The sequence below is a fragment of the Aquamicrobium terrae genome (genome assembly GCF_040545735.1).
Taxonomy (GTDB): Bacteria; Pseudomonadota; Alphaproteobacteria; order Rhizobiales; family Rhizobiaceae; genus Mesorhizobium; species Mesorhizobium terrae_A.
Genome location: NZ_JBEPML010000002.1, coordinates 464,493 through 481,602, shown reverse-complemented (window position 1 = coordinate 481,602; position 17,110 = coordinate 464,493). Strand labels below are relative to the sequence as shown.

Genomic DNA, 17,110 nt, shown 5'->3' with positions numbered 1-17,110 from the left:
GCTGCCAAGAGCAAGCCCTATTTCCGTGACCGGGCACCGGTTTGGGATGTCATGAGCCGGCTCTTGCAGAAGGCGCTTCTTGCCTCTATATCGATAGCACCCTACTAAATAGGAGTGCATTAAATGGACGCTGGCGAGCAGTTCGCCGTCGAGCTTTCCCGTGTGAGCCGGCTGTGGCGCAAGCGCATCGACGAGCGGCTGCGCCATCTCGACCTCACCCAGGCGCGCTGGATGGTGCTGTTGCAGCTTTCGCGTGCTGCGCCTGTTTCCCAGCGCGAACTGGCCGACACCATCGGTGTCGAGGGTCCGACCCTGGTGCGGGTGCTCGACAATCTGGAGCGTCAGGGCCTTGTCCTGCGCCGGGCGTGCCCGGGCGACCGGCGCGTCAAGCTGGTCGAGCTGGCCGAGGGCGCCGGACCTGTCCTGGCCGAGATTTCGCGTATCGCCGCCGGGCTGCGGCGCGAATTGCTGGAAGACGTGGCTGCCGAGGAATTGGGCCGGGCGCGCGAGCTTCTGAAAATCATTGGAGATCGTTTGGAGTCGGGCACCGGTGGATAAGGTAGTGGAACTGCGTAAGGAAAAGGAAGTGGCCGAGGCCGTGGAGCCGCAAGTGTCCGTCGATGCGCCGGCCACACCGCGAAGGGCGCGCGGCCGCATGGGTGGGGGCAGGCTGCGGCTGCTGCTGGTCGTCGCCGCGCTGGTGGCGGCGGCGCTGGTGGTGTGGCCGTGGCTGGCGCACCGCTGGAGCCATGTCGCCATCAACGATTCGCGGATCGCCGCCAATCTGGTGACGGTCGGCAGCGAGGTCAGCGGCCGGGTCACCACCGTCGATGTCATAGCCGGCGACCAAGTGAAGAAGGGCGACCTTCTGGCCTCGATCGACAGCGAGAATGCCCGGCTCGAACTTGCGGCGCTCGATGCCCAGATCGAAGGCGTGAGCGCCCAGCAGGCGCAGCTTCGCGCCGAGCAGGACATGGTCCGCACCCAGGTGACGGCAAAGCTGGCGGCCGGCGAGGCGCAGCTTGTCGCCGCCGAGGCCAATCACCGCGCCAGCGAAGCGACCCTCGCCAGCGCGAAGAGCCGCTTCGAGCGCGTCAGCCGTCTGGCCACCAGCAAGGTCACGTCCGAGCAGGTGCTGGAGGAGGCGCAGGCCGCCCTGTCGACGGCGACCGAACAGGAAAAATCCGCCGCCGCCGCCATTTCCACCGCCCGCGCCAATCTGGACGTGGTGCAGGCCGAACAGGCGCAGATCGCGGTGCTCGACCGCCAGATCGCCGTTCTCGACAGCCAGAAGGCGGCGCTTGCGGCCCAGCGCGGCCAGAAGCAGGTGGATCTGGGCCGGCGCGAGATCCGGGCGCAATTCGACGGCGTCATCGACAGCACCTTTGTCGAAGCCGGCGAATATGTGGGGCCGGGCACGCGGCTTCTCATCTACCACGACCCGGGCGTGATCTGGGTCGACGCCAATGTCAAGGAAACCGACTTCGGCCGGGTGAAGCTCGGTGCGCCGGCCAGCATCACGGTCGATGCCTATCCGCAGCTCAAGGTCGAGGGCAAGGTGGCGCGCATCGGCGAGGCGGCGACCAGCCAGTTCGCGCTGCTGCCCAGCCCCAATCCGAGCGGCAACTTCACCAAGATCACCCAACGCCTGCCGATCCGCATCGCCATCGACCAGCATGACGGGCTGCTTCGGCCCGGCATGATGGTGGAAGTGAGCGTCGATGTCGTCAATTGAAGGCCTGTTCGACCGATACGGGCCGTCCTACCGCTGGTTCGCCACCGGCACGGTGATGGTGGCGACCATCGCGGTGGTGCTGTCGACGACCATCGTCAACGTCGCCATTCCCGACGTGATGGGCGCCTTCGGCATCAGCCAGGTGCAGGCGCAGTGGCTTTCCACCGGATTTCTGGCCGCGATGACCGCGACCATGCTGCTGACCGACTGGGCCGAGCGCGCTTTCGGCCAGCGCACCACCATGGTGGGGGCGCTGACCATATTCATGGCCGGGTCGGTGCTCGGCGGCCTCGCCCCGAACGAGACCATCCTGACGGTCGCGCGCGTCATCCAGGGCGCAGCGGCGGGGGTGATCCAGCCGCTCGCCATGATCCTGCTGTTCCAGATTTTCCCGCCGAACCAGCGCGGTGCGGCGATGGGCATATTCGGCATCGGCGTCGTGCTTGCCCCGGCGCTGGGGCCGTGGATCGGCGGCATGCTGATCGATGCCTTCAGTTGGCGCTACGTGTTCTATCTCGGCATTCCCTTCGCCGTCATCGGCATCCTGCTCGCCAATCTCTTCCTGCCCGTGCGCAAGCAGACAGGCCCGCGCCCCGGTTTCGACTGGGGCGGCATGGTGCTGCTGAGCCTGTTTCTGGCAACCGTGCTCAACGCGCTGACCAATGCGCAGCGGCTCGGCTGGTCATCCGATCCCATTCTTCTCCAGTTCGCCGTGGCGGCGGTCGCGATCACCGGTTTCGTGTGGTGGGAGACGACGAGCGCCAAGCCCATGCTCGATCTCAGGCTGTTCGCCAACGTGCCGTTCTCCTCGGCCTCGCTGGTCGCCTTCATCATGGGCGCCGGGCTGTTCGGCTCCACCTATCTGGTGCCGCTGTTCGTGCAGACCATACAGGGCCTGACGCCGACGCAGGCGGGCCTGCTGCTGATGCCGTCCGGCTTCGTGCTGGTGGTGATCTTCCCGATTGCGGGGCGGCTGTCGGACAAGGTTCCGGCCGGCTATCTGATCGGCATCGGCATGCTGATCTTCGCCTGGTCGTCGTGGCTGACGGCTTCGGTCAGCGTCGACACCGCCTTCTGGACCCTGGCCTGGTGGACGGTGATCTCGCGGATCGGGCTTGGCCTGCTGTTTCCGTCGCTGACCGCCGGCTCGCTCAAGGTGCTGCCGCGCGAACTGGTGGCGCAGGGCTCCGGGGCGATCAACTTCATCCGCCAGCTCGGTGGCGCCTTCGGCGTCAATCTTCTGTCCGTGTTCCTGGAGCGGCGCACCGTCTACCATGCCGATGCGCTGACCGCGACGCAGACCAGCCACAACCCCGCCACCATGGATCTGTTGTCCACCGTGGCCGGCATCGCCAAATCCGGCGGTCTGCCCGACTATCAGCAGATTCCGGCCGCGCTCCAGTTCCTCGGGCAGGTGATCTCGATACAGGCCAACACGCTGGCTTTCCATGACGGTTTTTTGATCGTCACCGTGGTCTTCCTGATCGCCCTGGTGCCGACCTGGATGCTGCATCGCGCCCAGCGCAAGCCGCACGGCGTCTGATACCGCGACGGCGGGGCATTTCAGGGGCTGCATACCAATGCGCCCGCTTCGGCCCACATCGGGCCGACAAGCGTCATGAATGCTGGCTTCGGCGAAAAGCCGAAAGCTGAATTGATCGGCTATTCAGTTTTCTCGGGCAGCTTCTTCTGGGTCGTCTGGGCCTCCGCTGCCGATGCCGTCTCGGTGTTCTTTACGCTGGCTGTCGTCGTTTGCTTGTCCACCGAGGCCGATACGTTCGAATGCCATGCGCATTCCGCGGCGGCTGCCGACACGGAAAGACCAAATGCTGCGGCGAATGCGAGGAATGTCTTCATCGTCGTTCTCCTGCTGCGTCGATCGCGAAAAGGTAACCTCTCGCCCCGGAAACAAGAAATCACGTTTTGCTTCCCGCACCCGGGCGCCGGACAGCAACGCCCTGCCGGGCCAAGGGCGGTGGGCTTTGAAGAAGCCCCTGTCAGATGGGAATGGGCTCGACCTGAAGTTTTTGGGTGAGGGCAGATATTTCCGCGTCGAAGGACCGTCTCATATCGCGCTTTTCGCCGTCGCTCAGCCAGGTGGCCTCGATCCCGGCCAGCGCCAGTGCCGCTGCTTCCGTAGCGGAGAGTCCAAGCCGCTCCTGTGCGGTGACATAGGATTGACCGATGTCCGTCTTGAACATCGGCGGATCGTCGGTGGCAATGGTGAGATTGAGGCCGGCCTCGCGCATCTTCCCGATGCTGTCCCAGCGCTTCTTCATCCGTGACGCAATGCAGGTGTGGGAGCCTACGGTGCATGCGATGCCGCAGTCACGGCAGCGTCGCACCACCGCCGGGTCGGCCAGCATATTGTAGCCATGGTCGAGCCGGTCGCAGCCGAGCAGGTCGAGGCAGTCCGTTACGTGCGAAGGAGGCGCCTGCTCCAATGTCTGGTTGTCTTCACAGACATGGGCCGTGCAACGAAGGCCGGCTTTCCTGGCCATCGCATAGGCTTCGACAAACAGATGAGGCTTACCCTTGTATTCCGCGCAGTCCATGCCGATGCCGATCACCCGCTCGCGTGGGTGATTGACGACGTCACGCACCATGTCCAGGGCCGAGCCGGAACCCAGCTCCCGATTGATGGACGGGATCAGCCTTCCGACGACGCCGAACTCCTTCTCGGCGGCTTCAAGCCCTTCGATATAGCCGTCCACCATGGTCGTGTAGGAGATGCCTTGCGGATAGTGGTACTGAGGATTGAAGAACAGTTCCGCATAGCGCAGGTTTCCGGCAACGGCTGCATCGCGCAGGGCCTCGTACGAGACCCGGGCAAAATCCCCCTTGTCCTTTATGCATCCCGCTATGCGTTCCAGGACGTCGAGGAAGTCGTAGAAATCCTGGAAATCATAGATCTTTTCGGCGTCCCAGGTGGGGAGATCGACGCCATTCTTGCGGGCAAGGTCGAACAGCGTTCGAGGTTGGAGCGTACCGGCCAGGTGGAAATGAAGATCGACCTTCGGCAGGCGGCGCAGGTACTGGTCCAGGTTCATGGTGTCTTCTTTCACACAGCCGATGCGTTGTTGCCGAGCGCGACTGGCTTGCATGGCGTCTTCGACGGCATCAGCCAGTCCAGCCCGAAAGTGATTGCGAGATTGGCGGCAAAGGCCACGAGGCCGACATTGGCGCCTCCGAAGTTCACTTCCGTTGCATAGAGCACGACCGCTGCCACCACGCCGACGACCAGGCCGCTGCCAACCGAAGTTGCCGAAACACGGCGACCGAAGAAGACGGCAAGCCACGCTGCGCCGAACTGGATTGCGATATAGTTGCTGAAGTTGAGGACGCCGATCATCAGCTTCGGCACGACGAGCGTCAGCGAGGCGGCAACGATGAGGAACACCGCGATCGTGATTCGCGTCCACCGGCGCTGCGCCGTCACCGGCACGCTTGGCAGGAGATTGCGCGTGACGATTGCGGAACAGCTGAGCGCGTTGACGGAAAGCACCAGGATACCGGCAAGACAGGCGCCCGCTATCACGAAGCCGACCAGCCATGGCGGCAGGAGGCCGTGGGCGACATCGAGGAAAATCCGGTTTGCGTTCCCGGCATTGGGAAAGGCCGTGAGTGCATAGAGGGCGACGATGGCGCCAAACGGCAACATGATGAGATAGAGGGGCATGAAGACGGTCGCGCTCTTCACCGCCGCCTCGGATTTTCCCGTAAAGACAAAGGGGCTGACCGAAGGCTGCAAATAGAGCCCGAATCCCTGGAACAGGATCGTGGTGATCGCGAAGGTGAGGGCGGGCCCGGTCATGCTCAAATGGCTCGCGGGCATCGATATCGGCATGGGCTCCGCCGGCGCACCCCAGATCGCCCAGAAGGCAGCAACGCCGACGGCGACGATGCCGACCATCATTGCGATGTCCTTGATGAAGGCGACAAAGGCGGAGCCTTTCACCCCGGCGAGACCGACGTAGACGAAGGCCAGGCACCCGGCAGCACCGAGGAGACCGGCCGGGCTCAGTTCAAGCCCCAGTTCGCCGAGAGCCACCTGGATACCGACGAACTGGAATTGCCCCCATGTCGCAACCGCGATCAAGGCCCCGATCGACATGACGATTTCGAGATTGCGGCTTTCAAAGTGTCGTCCGAACACTTCCGGAACCGTAAGCGCATTGTGCCGCTTGGCGGCGCGCCAGATCAGGGGCGCGGTAAAATAGGCGAAGGGATAGGCAAGCAGCAGATAGCCCATGTACCAATAGGCGCTTTCCAGGCCCTTGGCATATATCCCCGCCGGGAAAGCCAGGATGGAGCCGATGGAGTAAACCTCGCCCACGGCAAGGACGAAGACCAGGAAGGCGGGCATGGACCTGCCGGCTACCAGCATGTGATTAATGTCGAGGTTCTTGATGCCGAAGCGGGCCGCGGCCGCGGCGGCAATCGACAGAGCCATCACCAGTACGAAGACGAAGATCATCATGGCTGATCTTCCTCGGCGCCGACGTAGTGCTGGCGGTCGAAGCAGTACCAGCAGACGATGAGACACAGGGCCGTTGCCGGGATGCACAGGAACATCCACAGCAACAGGACCGGGATGCCTTGCCAGGTAAGGTTGGGGTCGTTCAGGAAAGGCGGGACGATTACGATCAAAAGGATCGGTACGCCCATGCCGATCAGCATGGTCGGTAATTTGGACACTCGAGTCTCCTCCCTCGGGTTGCGGTCTGAGATTCCTAGGTCAGGCTAGCTTTCACCTGTCCTGCCAGCGTCTGGAGCCGTACGACGCAGATGGTCGAATACGAGGTCCATCGCCCATTGAATGGTGTCGGCCACTTCCTGGCCGGACATCCCGAATTCCTCGCGCAACGTGTGCCAGGCCAGCACGTTGTCCAGATATGTCACGACAGCCTCGGCGCGGCGTCGCTCTTTCTCGCTGAGGCCGCTGGTCAGCGGCGCCAGAACGTCCCGGCTCAGTTCGATGAATTGCTTTCGGAATTCGCTGCGGGCCGTGCGCCCCACCCGGCTGACGGCGATGGCATGCGCCAGACGGGGATGCTTGTCGAATTGCGCGCATGCCTGGCGGAACCCGTTTGACAGGTCCTCCGGTCCGCTGGAGGGGATGAGCCTGAAGATATTGGCGCTGATCCATTCGCCGGCAGCCGAGATCAGGTCCGCCCGGGTAGGAAAATGGCGGAATATCGTTCTTTCGGCCACATTGGCCGCCCGCGCCAGGGCAGCCATCGATATCTGATCGATTTCATCGTCTTCGAGCAACTCGACCAAGGCGCGCACGATCCTGTCGCGGGTCATGGCTGCCTGCTCTTCCCTGAGTGTGATTGGTCTCGATTCAGACTTCATGTCATAGTCATGACACTAAGTCCTGATCATGTCAAACCCGGAGATTGCGATCGGTACAGGAAGACGCCCGGTCCCGTCGCCGGCGATGGCCCGCTGAAGCTGCCTCGGGAGATGAGAACGGCAGGGCTGGCCCATTCGCGGGCCAGCCCTGCCGGGGCAGTTGCTATTCGATGATATCGACAATCTCGTTCGTAGCGGGGTCGACGACGATCGTCCGCCCCTCGACGACGGCATAGCGGTAGTCGACTTCCGGAACCTCGTGAAGCACTACCGTTTCGGGCACCTTGGCGCCCAGATTCAACTCCAGCCCCAGGATTTCGACGGAGGCGACCGGATTCTGCGTCACATATTCGCGAATGACGGTGCGCTGCTCGGGTTGGATGACAATCGTTTCGCTGGGCTGGGAGGGGACAATCACCGTATCCTGAGCGTTGGCCACGCCGAGGCCGGCAAGGGTGGCGCAAACGGCAAAAGTAGCAAGAAGCGGTTTCATGGGATTTCTCCTTTCAGACACCCAATGCTGGAGGAGAAATGCAGGGCCAAGGGGCCCCGTTCCGCAATGAAATAAGGTCATTTTGCGACTAGCGCCGGTCCTGCCGCAGGCAGCCGGCGACGAGGCGGTATGCCTCACGGCCCAACCGGCAGGATCGTTCCCTGCGCGATCGCGCAAAGCTGCTCCCCGCCGTCTTCCCGGGAGAGGATTTCGCATTGGCAGACGGCCTGGCGTTTCCCTTTGCCGACGGTTCTTGCCCGGGCGACAAGATAGTCGCCCCTTGCCGGCCGCAGGTAGTTGATCTTGAATTCGGAGGTCAAGGCGTCACCGCCGAGGGCGAGCCCGCCGGCAAATGTCAGGGCGTTGTCCGCAAGATAACTCAGCACGCCTCCATGAACAAAGCCGTGCTGTTGGCGGTGATGGCCGGAAATGGTCAGGCCGATCTCGGCATGGTCCGCGCCGACCGAAAGCAACTTCGCTCCGATCCAGCGGGTGAATGGTTGCGAAGCGAAGACTTCCTGCGCGAACGCCTTCAGGTTGGGCATCGGCAAATATTCCTGCGAGAGGAGCAGGCTATCAAATGCTTCATGCAGCCTTCAACATCTCTTCGATCTCGGCGATCGGGTGATTTGTCAGCGTCTTGGGGATTTCGGCGGCGACCCGCGATGTCACCTCCTCATGCAGTTGCTTCCGCAACTCGCCCAGCACTTGCGGAGGCGCGATGATGACGATTTTCTCGAAACGGACGGCATGGGCCAGCACGTAGAGCCGGTCGGCGATCTGGTCGGCGAAACGTTCCTTGCCGATGCGATGCCAGTCGGTTTCCTCGTAGGCGCTGTTGTGGGCCGACGGTCCGTCGCTGTGGCGGCCGGGCCGTTCCGTTCCCTGTTCTCTGGTCGGTGGATTGGCCTGCTCCAGTTCCCGCATGACTTTGAAATCAGGGAATTCGGTGTCTCCATGGTTTCTGAGGAAAAGGGCCTTTTCTCCATCTGCGACCAGGACCCAAAGACCGTGCTTCAAAATCATCGCATTGCTCTCCTTAGTTTTAACCCTGAACCGAAGGCGGTCGGCTGCCCTTTCAACCGCCCTTTTTCTTGAGCGCGTCACCAAGGTCGCGCTTTTCTGGATCTTTCAGATTCTCACCCGCGGCGTCGCGATCCTTTTCGGGATTGTCCTTTGCAGGCAGGTATCCTCGCGGCCGGTTCTCAGGCGGGCCTTCCCAACGGGGTTTTTGATCGGAGGTTCCGGCGTCTCCCTGAGGGTTTGGAGCCGGCGCTTCCCGCACATCACGGGGCGGATTGGTGTCGCTGTTCCCGATCCCGCCTGGCGGGCGCCTGTTTTCGGCGGCTTTATCCGAGACGTTGTCATTCTCGTCCCGGTTGCGTTTGGGCATCGGTTTTCGAGCCCCGCTTTCATATTCGGTTTTCTCAACCATCGTTCTTCTCCAACTCGTCATGAGAGGAGAATGACGGCTCTGGAGATAGGTTCCGTCACGAGAGGATCTAGGAGGTGCCGCCGATTCCTGACCCGCCTGGAACAGCCCAAGTCACATGTGTGACGTGTGACGCGCTTTCTTGGTCACATGTTCTCATGGCCGATATCGTCTATCGCCATGAATTTATTGAGGAAATCGGCTTTTTCGGGAGATTTTCGACTGGTCGGAGTGGCAGGATTTGAACCTGCGACCCCATCGTCCCGAACGATGTGCGCTACCAGGCTGCGCTACACTCCGTGACCAGTCGCCGGGCTTATAGCGCCGCGATTCTGTTCCTGCAAGCGTCAATGACACGACAATTTGCGCGTTTTCGATGATTGTTTGTGCAAGGGCCGGGAAGGTGCGAGGATAACCCCCTTTAAAGGCTTTGCTGCTAGGCAAGCTGGCGGAATTGCGTGGGAAAATGCGGGGAGCGTGCTCAAGTGAAGCTAACCATTGTGGAACAGGCGCTACCGAATACGTTCGAGTTCGAGACCGCGGCGCTGATCAAGCCGACCGGCTTTCGCGAATATGACGCACGCTGGTGGTTCGGCCGGCCGGGCGCCGAAAAGGAGCCCGAACTCAACCTGATCGGCGTGCAGGCGCTGGGCATGGGGCTGGCCACGCTGATCCGGCGCATGGGCGTCGGTCCCGAGATCGTGACGGGGCATGATTTCCGGGAGTATTCCCTGGCGATCAAGCTGGCGCTGGTGTCGGGGCTGATGGCGGCGGGTGCGAAGGTGAAGGACATCGGCCTCGCGCTTTCGCCCATGGCCTACTTCGCCCAGTTCGCGCTCGATGCGCCTTCGGTCGCCATGGTCACCGCCTCTCACAACGAAAACGGCTGGACCGGCGTGAAGATGGGCGCGCAGCGGCCGCTGACCTTCGGCCCGGACGAGATGACGGCGCTGAAGAACATCGTGCTCGGCGGCGATTTCGATCTCGTCGGCAGCGGCTCCTACGAGGTCGTGCGCGGCTTCCGCGAAACCTATCTCGACGATCTTGTGGCCGGCAAGAAGATCGGCCGCCGGCTCAAGGTGGTCGCCGCCTGCGGCAACGGCACGGCCGGCGCTTTCGCGCCGGAAGCGCTGGAGCGAATCGGCTGCGAGGTCATCCCCCTCGACGTGGAACTGGACCACAGCTTCCCGCGCTACAATCCGAACCCCGAGGACATGCAGATGCTGCATGCGATCCGCGACAAGGTGCTGGAAACGGGGGCCGATGTCGGCCTCGGCTTCGACGGCGATGGCGACCGCTGCGGCGTGGTCGACAATGAGGGCAACGAGATCTTCGCCGACAAGGTGGGCGTGATGCTGGCGCGCGACATTTCGCGGCTGCATCCGGGCTCGACCTTCGTCGTGGACGTGAAGTCGACCGGCCTGTTCAAGACCGATCCGCAATTGCAGGCGCAGGGGGCGACAACGGATTACTGGAAGACCGGCCATTCCTACATCAAGCGGCGGGTGGCCGAGCTTGGGGCCATCGCCGGCTTCGAAAAATCCGGCCATTTCTTCTTCAACCCGCCGATCGGGCGCGGTTATGACGACGGGCTGGTGACGGCGATTGCGGTGTGCGGCATGCTTGACCGCAACCCGGGCAAGTCGATGGCCGATCTCTATCGCGACCTGCCGGTGACCTACGGCACGCCCACCATGTCGCCGCACTGCGACGACGAACTGAAATATGGGGTCGTCGAGCGGGTGCTTGCCGATTTCGAGGGCATGAAGGCGGCGGGAGAGCGTTTCGCCGGGCAGGCCATCGCCGATCTGGTGACGGTCAATGGCGTGCGCGTCGTGGCCGAGGACGGCACCTGGGGCCTGGTGCGGGCCTCGTCCAACAAGCCGGAACTGGTCGTGGTGGTGGAAAGCCCCGTCTCGGCCGGGCGGCGGCGCGAAATGTTCGAGGCGCTGGACGAGTTATTGCGCCGGAATCCGGAAGTCGGCCCCTACAACCAGACCTTCTGAGCGCAGACATGAGCGAGCGTATTGCCTGTTTCGTGATGAGCGGCGGCGTGGGCTCGCGGCTGTGGCCGCTCTCGCGCGAGGACAATCCCAAGCAGTTCCATGACCTGTCGGGCGACGGCTCCATGCTGGCCAAGACGCTGCGGCGCATGACCGGGCGCACGGCTGGCGCCGCACCGGTGTTCCTGATCGCTTCCGAACGCCATGCCGGGCGCGTCCATGCCGACGTCAACGGCATGGACCTCGCCGGCGGCGGGGTGCTGTTCGAGCCGGTGGGCCGCAACACGGCCGCCGCCGTCGCGCTGGCCACGCTGCGCACCTTGGCCGATTTCGGCGACAGCCTCGTGCTGGTGGTGCCGTCCGACCACGAGATTTTCACCACGGCGCAGTTCTGGCAGACGGTGGAGCAGGGCGCCCCAGCGGCGGGCGAGGGGCGGCTGGTGGTGTTCGGCATTCGCCCCGACCAGCCCGAGACCGGCTATGGCTATATCGAGGTCGGCGCGGAACATGGCGGCGTGTTCGACGTGTCGCGCTTCGTGGAAAAGCCCGATCTCGAAACCGCGCGGAAATATGTCGCGGCGGGCAATTACTACTGGAACGCCGGCATTTTCCTGTTCCGGGCAAGCGTCATGCGCGATGCCTTCCTGCGCTTCCAGCCGGACATCTGGGCTGCCACGGAAAAGGCCTTCGCGGCGGCCACAAGCGATCTTTCCGGCCTCTACATGCCGGAAGAGCTCTATGCGGCGATTCCCTCCGATTCCATCGACTATGCGGTAATGGAGCGGGCCGAGGGCATCGCCATGGTGCCGGCCGGATTCCGCTGGAACGACCTCGGCTCCTGGCAGTCGCTGCTCGATGTCGGGCCTTCGGATGAAAACGGAAATGTCATCATCGGCGATGTCGTCGCCATCGATTGCCAGAATTCCTACATCCGCAGCCATGGACGGCTTCTGTCGGCGGTCGGGCTGAAGGATACGGCAGTCGTCGCCACCGCCGATGCCACTTTCGTGGCCCCGGTGTCGCACAGCCAGAATGTGCGCAAGGTGGTGCAGCAGCTCGAAAAGAGCGGCCGGCTGGAAACACGCTTCACGCCCTCGCATGACCGCGTCGTGGAAAGCGGCGCATGGCGCAGCCGCGTGCGGCACTGGCTGTTCGAGGAGGCGCTGCCGCTGTGGTCTACCGTGGGGGTTGATGAGCGCCACGGCGGCTTCCACGAGGCGCTGGGCCTCGACGCGGTGCCGCTGGCCAGGCCGAAGCGCATGCGCACCATGGCGCGGCAGGTCTACGGCTTTGCCGTCGCCAGGGCGCGCGGCTGGGACGGTCCCGCCGACCGGCTGATCGCCCATGGCCTCGAATTCATGTCGCGCGGGCGTACCGACCGGGGCGGCTGGGTGCGTACCTTCAATGTCGATGGCTCGGTGAGCGATGCGACGGAAGATGCTTACGACCATTCCTGCGTGCTTCTGGCGCTTGCCCATGCCCATATGTGCGGCAATCCGGATGCGTTGCAGCTTGGCCGGGAGACCTTTGCCTTCGTCGACGAGCATCTGGAAGACAGCAGCCTTGCCGGCTTCCTCGAAGCGCCGGAGGGCGGCAGCCTGCGCCGCTCCAATCCGCACATGCACTTGCTGGAGGCGTTTCTCGCCTGGCATGAGGCGACCGGCGACCGCACCTACCTGCGCCGCGCCGCGCGCATCGTCGATCTGTTCCGCAGCTACTTCTTCGATGCGGACTCATGGACCGTGGGCGAATATTTTCAGGATGGCTGGGCTGCGGCCCCGGACGGCAAGGGCGACTGGACGGAACCCGGTCATCATTTCGAATGGGCCTCGCTGCTGATCGACTTCGCCAATCGCAGCGGCCAGACCAGCCTGACGACCTATGCCCGCAAGCTCTACGCCTCGGCCGTCGCCAACGGGCTCAACCGGGCGACGGGGCTTGCCTATGGCGCGGTGTCGAAGCAGGGCATGCCGCTCGATCTCGTGTCGCGAAGCTGGCCGCAGACGGAGGCGATCAAGGCTTCCATCGCGCTGGACAGGGCGGACGGACCGGACCTCAAGCCGGAGATCGAGGCGCGCGTGGGTCGCCTGTTCCGCTGGCATATCGATCCGGCGCCTGTCGGACTGTGGATCGACCGCATCGACGAGCGCGGCCGCTCGGTGGCTGCCGAGGTGCCGGCCTCGATCTTCTACCACCTCGTCTACGCGCTGATGCAGTATCTGGACAGCACGGAGGAAAGGGGCTCGGCGGCATAGGCTGATGCCGGTCTGGCAGGTCTTGTGTCAGTAGGGGCTGTCCACGTCGCCGGTCTCCACATAGACCGACTTGACCTGCGAATAGTGCTGGAGGGCGGCCAGTGAATTCTCGCGCCCGATGCCGGATTGCTTGTAGCCGCCGAACGGCATCTCGACCGGGGTGAGGTTGTAGGCGTTGATCCAGCAGGTGCCGGCCTGCAAGTCGCCGATGACGCGATGGGCGCGGGCCATGTCGCGGGTGAAGACACCGGCGGCGAGGCCGAATTCGGTGCCGTTGGCGCGGTCGATCACCTCGTATTCACCCTCGAAGGAAAGCACGCTCATCACCGGCCCGAAGATTTCCTCGCGGGCGATGCGCATGTCGTCGGTCACGCCGGTGAAGACGGTGGGTTCCACGAAGAAGCCGCCGTCGAAGCCTTGCAGGGCGGGGACGCCACCGCCGCAGGCGAGCACAGCATCTTCCTGCTTGCCGGCCTCGATATAGGACAGCACGCGCTCGTGCTGGGCCTTGTTGACCAGCGGTCCCATCTGGGTCTCGGGATCGAGCGGGTCACCGATGCGGATTTTCTTGGTGCGCTCGACAAGGCGCTCGACGAAACGGTCGTGCACGCTTTTCTGGACGAAGACGCGGGTGCCGTTGGAGCAGACCTGCCCGGTGGAATAGAAATTGCCGAGCATCGCGCCGCCGATGGCGTTTTCGAGGTCCGCATCGTCGAAGACGATGAGCGGCGACTTGCCGCCGAGTTCCATGGTGGCGTGCTTCATCTCCGCGCCGGCCTGCGCCAGGACGCGCTTGCCGGTGGCGACCGAGCCTGTGACGGAGACCTTGGCGACGGACGGATGGCCGACCAGCGAAGCGCCCACTTCGCCATAGCCCTGCACCACGTTGAACAGGCCATCGGGCAATCCCGCCTCGGAATAGATTTCGGCCAGCGCCAGTGCCGAGAGCGGCGTATTCTCGGACGGCTTGAACACCATGGCGTTGCCCATGGCGAGCGCCGGGGCCGATTTCCAGCCGGCGATCTGGATCGGATAGTTCCACGCGCCGATGCCGACGCAGACGCCGAGCGGCTCGCGGCGCGTATAGGCGAAGGGGCCGCCAAGGTCGATGAACTCGCCGTTGAAGCTGGCGACGGCGCCTGCGAAATATTCGAGGCAGTCGGCGGCGGAAGGGGCGTCGGCGACCAGCGTTTCCTGGATGGCCTTGCCGGTGTCGAGGGTTTCGAGCCGCGCCAGCGCCTCGTTGCGGTCGCGCAGGATATCGGCGGCGCGGCGGAGGATGCGGCCGCGCTCGACCGGCTTGATGCGCGCCCATTCGGCCTGCGCGGCGCGCGCCGATTCTATCGCCAGTTCGACGATGTTGGGCGTGGCCGCATGCAGCGTGGCGATGCGCTCGCCGGTGGCCGGATAGATGACGGCAATCTCCGCGCCGCGATCGTCGTCGATATAGCGACCGTTGACATAATGGGAGGCGGTCGGCTGGGCGCGCATGGCAGGCTCCGGTGGTTGCATCGGATCGGTTGAAAGGACTTTGGCTTATCTGTCCGACTGTTGCCAGCGCGGATTGATCCACGGTTCCTGATTGGAGGGCGGCAGCGGCGTGCGGCCGAGAATATGGTCGGCGGCCTTCTCGCCGGTCATGATCGATGGTCCGTTGAGATTGCCGTTGGTGATGCGCGGGAAGATGGAGGAATCCGCCAGCCGCAGCCCTTCCACGCCGATGACCCGGCATTCGGGGTCCACCACGCTCAACGGATCGTCGGCGCGGCCCATGCGGCAGGTGCCGCAGGGATGCAGCGCGCTCTCGGCGTGGTCGCGAATGAAGGCGTCGAGCTCCGCGTCGGTCTGCACATGGCTGCCGGGAGAAATCTCCTTGCCGCGATAGGGGTCGAAGGCGGCTTGCGAAAAGATCTCGCGGGTGAGGCGGATGCAGTGGCGGAACTCGGTCCAGTCGTCCGGGTGCGACATGTAGTTGAAGCGGATGACCGGCTTGTCCCAGGCATCGGGCGAACGCAGCGTGACCGAGCCGCGCGACTTGGAGCGCATCGGGCCGACATGGGCCTGGAAGCCGTGCGTGTTGGCCACCGCCTTGCCGTCATAGCGCACGGCGGCGGGGATGAAATGATACTGGATGTCGGGATAGTCGATGCCGGGTGCGGAGCGCAGGAAGGCGGCCGCCTCGAAATGGTTGGTGGCGCCGAGCCCGCTCTTGAACAGCAGCCAGCGCGCGCCAATCAGCGCCTTGGAGAAGGGGTTGAGCACGGAGTTCAGCGTGATCGGCTGGGTCGATTCCTGCTGGATGTAGAGTTCGAGATGGTCCTGGAGATTGGCCCCGACGCCTGGCCGATCGGCGACCACGGCGATGCCTTTGTCCTGCAGGTGCTGCGCAGGGCCGATGCCCGACAGCATCAGGATTTTCGGCGAGTTGATCGAAGAGGCGGCGACGATCACCTCACGTCGCGCCTTAACGACTTGAATCTGTCCGCGAACTTCGATCTCGACGCCGGTGGCGCGTTGATTCTCGATGACGACTTTCCGCGCGAAGCCGCTGACCAGGTTAACGTTTTTCCGTTTCAGGGCAGGGCGCAGATAGGCATTGGCGGTGGACCAGCGGCGGCCGCCATGGATCGTCTGCTCCATCGGCCCGAAACCTTCCTGCTTGGAGCCGTTATAGTCCCGCGTCAGTTCGAAGCCTGCCTGCTGGCCTGCCTCGATGAAGGCGGCATAGAGCGGGTTCTCGCGCTTGCCGCGCTGGACATGCAAGGGCCCGTCGGTGCCGCGCCAGCCTTCCTCGCCGCCATGCGAATGCTCCATGCGCTTGAAGTAGGGCAGCACGTCCGCATAGCTCCAGCCGGCAGCGCCTTCCTCGGCCCAGTGGTCGAAATCGTGAGCGTGGCCGCGCACATAGACCATGCCGTTGATGGAGGAGGAGCCGCCAAGCACCTTGCCGCGCGGGGTGGCGAGAACGCGCCCGCCCAGATGCGGCTCCGGCTCGCTGGCGAAGCCCCAGTCGTAGAGCGGCATGTTGAGCGGGATCGACAGGGCGGACGGCATCTGGATCAGCGGCCCGATATCGGTGCCGCCATATTCGATGACGATGACCGAATGCCTGCCGTCCTCGGACAGCCGGTAGGCCATGGCCGAGCCGGCCGAGCCGGAACCGATGATGACGAAATCAGCCTCGAGCCGGGAGGTCATTTCGCCCTCATGCTTTCATAGGAAATCATGACGTGCCGGGCGTAGGCCGGCCGTTGCGTGAGCCGGTCGTAATAGGCTTCGAGGTGGGGCAGGCGAGCACGTTCGATTTCGAGCGTGAAGTAGCGGTAGAGGAGGGTGCCGGCGACGATGTCGGCAAAACAGGGTGCATCTCCACCCAGATAGGACCCCTCGCGCAACCTCTCTTCGAAGACCTGCAGGACCTTTGTCAGATCGGCCACGCCCTTGGCGATGGCGACGTCGTCGCGTGCGCCGGGTTTGGCGCTGATGATCGGCAGGAAGACCTTGCCGAGAAAGGCCGGCACCAGCGTCGTCTTGGTCCAGTCGCTCCACTGGTCGAGCTTGGCCCGCTTCAGCGGGTCGACCGGCCAGAATTGCTCCGAGCCATAGCGTGCGCCCAGGTAGCGGACGATCGAGGCGCTTTCCCACAGATATTCACCGCCGTCTCGCAGCACCGGCACCAGCCGGTTGGGGTTCATGGCCGCGAACTGCACACTGTCGAGCCCGCCGAACGGGCCGCCGGCGTCGATCCTCTCATGAGCAAGGTCGAGTTCCGCCAATGCCCACATGACGGTCTGCACGTTCGAGGATGTAGCTCTGCCCCAGACGGTGATCATC

At 63.8% G+C, this 17,110-nt stretch carries 17 protein-coding genes and 1 tRNA gene; 5 read left to right on the top strand and 13 right to left on the bottom strand.

Annotated features, from left to right (window positions below):
- The first annotated feature begins 123 nt into the window (after positions 1-123).
- The 3 genes from ABID37_RS05085 to ABID37_RS05075 are packed head-to-tail and all read left to right on the top strand — an operon-like array spanning position 124 to position 3,278.
- On the top strand, positions 124-558 hold the full coding sequence (locus ABID37_RS05085; protein WP_354193017.1) for a MarR family transcriptional regulator: 435 nt from the start codon (positions 124-126) through the stop codon (positions 556-558).
- Between the two features lie 4 nt (positions 559-562).
- The gene (locus tag ABID37_RS05080; protein ID WP_354193016.1) at positions 563-1,735 is read left to right on the top strand and encodes an HlyD family secretion protein; all 1,173 of its coding nucleotides are present in this window, start codon (positions 563-565) and stop codon (positions 1,733-1,735) included.
- Positions 1,722-3,278, top strand: a complete 1,557-nt coding sequence (locus ABID37_RS05075) for a DHA2 family efflux MFS transporter permease subunit (RefSeq protein WP_354193015.1) — start codon at positions 1,722-1,724, stop codon at positions 3,276-3,278. Before ABID37_RS05080 ends, ABID37_RS05075 begins: the two co-directional genes overlap by 14 nt.
- 119 nt (positions 3,279-3,397) lie before the next feature.
- Here ABID37_RS05075 and ABID37_RS05070 read toward each other — a convergent pair whose 3' ends face one another.
- The 10 genes from ABID37_RS05070 to ABID37_RS05025 all read right to left on the bottom strand — a co-directional run bounded on the left by ABID37_RS05070 (position 3,398) and on the right by ABID37_RS05025 (position 9,318).
- A complete protein-coding gene (locus ABID37_RS05070; RefSeq protein ID WP_354193014.1) occupies positions 3,398-3,592 on the bottom strand; it encodes a hypothetical protein in 195 nt (64 codons plus the stop codon).
- A gap of 140 nt (positions 3,593-3,732) precedes the next feature.
- Complete coding sequence (gene add, locus ABID37_RS05065) at positions 3,733-4,785, bottom strand: adenosine deaminase (RefSeq protein ID WP_354193013.1); 1,053 nt, start codon at positions 4,783-4,785, stop codon at positions 3,733-3,735.
- Between the two features lie 11 nt (positions 4,786-4,796).
- On the bottom strand, positions 4,797-6,215 hold the full coding sequence (locus tag ABID37_RS05060) for a sodium:solute symporter family protein (protein WP_354193012.1): 1,419 nt from the start codon (positions 6,213-6,215) through the stop codon (positions 4,797-4,799).
- On the bottom strand, positions 6,212-6,433 hold the full coding sequence (locus tag ABID37_RS05055; RefSeq protein ID WP_354193011.1) for a DUF3311 domain-containing protein: 222 nt from the start codon (positions 6,431-6,433) through the stop codon (positions 6,212-6,214). The genes ABID37_RS05060 and ABID37_RS05055 overlap by 4 nt, the downstream gene beginning before the upstream one ends.
- Before the next feature lie 45 nt (positions 6,434-6,478).
- Positions 6,479-7,045: a TetR/AcrR family transcriptional regulator gene (locus tag ABID37_RS05050; protein WP_354193010.1), complete on the bottom strand. Its 567-nt coding sequence runs from the start codon at positions 7,043-7,045 to the stop codon at positions 6,479-6,481.
- 211 nt (positions 7,046-7,256) lie between these two features.
- Positions 7,257-7,586 (bottom strand): DUF1236 domain-containing protein, encoded by a 330-nt coding sequence (locus ABID37_RS05045; protein WP_354193009.1) that lies wholly within the window; start codon positions 7,584-7,586, stop codon positions 7,257-7,259.
- 134 nt (positions 7,587-7,720) lie between these two features.
- Positions 7,721-8,131: a PaaI family thioesterase gene (locus ABID37_RS05040; protein ID WP_354193008.1), complete on the bottom strand. Its 411-nt coding sequence runs from the start codon at positions 8,129-8,131 to the stop codon at positions 7,721-7,723.
- A gap of 40 nt (positions 8,132-8,171) precedes the next feature.
- Positions 8,172-8,612: a host attachment family protein gene (locus ABID37_RS05035; protein WP_354193061.1), complete on the bottom strand. Its 441-nt coding sequence runs from the start codon at positions 8,610-8,612 to the stop codon at positions 8,172-8,174.
- Between the two features lie 52 nt (positions 8,613-8,664).
- Positions 8,665-8,871 carry a hypothetical protein gene (locus tag ABID37_RS05030; RefSeq protein ID WP_354193060.1) on the bottom strand — a complete coding sequence of 69 codons (207 nt, stop codon included), beginning with the start codon at positions 8,869-8,871 and terminating at the stop codon, positions 8,665-8,667.
- Between the two features lie 370 nt (positions 8,872-9,241).
- A tRNA-Pro gene (locus ABID37_RS05025) sits at positions 9,242-9,318 on the bottom strand.
- A gap of 185 nt (positions 9,319-9,503) precedes the next feature.
- Here ABID37_RS05025 and ABID37_RS05020 point away from each other — a divergent pair.
- Positions 9,504-11,024, top strand: a complete 1,521-nt coding sequence (locus ABID37_RS05020) for a phosphomannomutase/phosphoglucomutase (RefSeq protein ID WP_354193007.1) — start codon at positions 9,504-9,506, stop codon at positions 11,022-11,024.
- A gap of 8 nt (positions 11,025-11,032) precedes the next feature.
- Positions 11,033-13,276: a mannose-1-phosphate guanylyltransferase/mannose-6-phosphate isomerase gene (locus tag ABID37_RS05015; protein ID WP_354193006.1), complete on the top strand. Its 2,244-nt coding sequence runs from the start codon at positions 11,033-11,035 to the stop codon at positions 13,274-13,276.
- Positions 13,277-13,303: 27 nt separating this feature from the next.
- On the opposite strand, the gene betB is transcribed toward ABID37_RS05015, so the two are convergent.
- The 3 genes from betB to ABID37_RS05000 are packed head-to-tail and all read right to left on the bottom strand — an operon-like array spanning position 13,304 to position 17,109.
- Positions 13,304-14,767, bottom strand: a complete 1,464-nt coding sequence (gene betB / locus ABID37_RS05010; protein ID WP_354193005.1) for a betaine-aldehyde dehydrogenase — start codon at positions 14,765-14,767, stop codon at positions 13,304-13,306.
- Positions 14,768-14,812: 45 nt separating this feature from the next.
- Positions 14,813-16,474, bottom strand: a complete 1,662-nt coding sequence (gene betA, locus ABID37_RS05005; protein WP_354193004.1) for a choline dehydrogenase — start codon at positions 16,472-16,474, stop codon at positions 14,813-14,815.
- Positions 16,471-17,109 carry a glutathione S-transferase family protein gene (locus ABID37_RS05000; RefSeq protein WP_354193003.1) on the bottom strand — a complete coding sequence of 213 codons (639 nt, stop codon included), beginning with the start codon at positions 17,107-17,109 and terminating at the stop codon, positions 16,471-16,473. The genes betA and ABID37_RS05000 overlap by 4 nt, the downstream gene beginning before the upstream one ends.
- Between the last annotated feature and the right edge of the window lies 1 nt (position 17,110).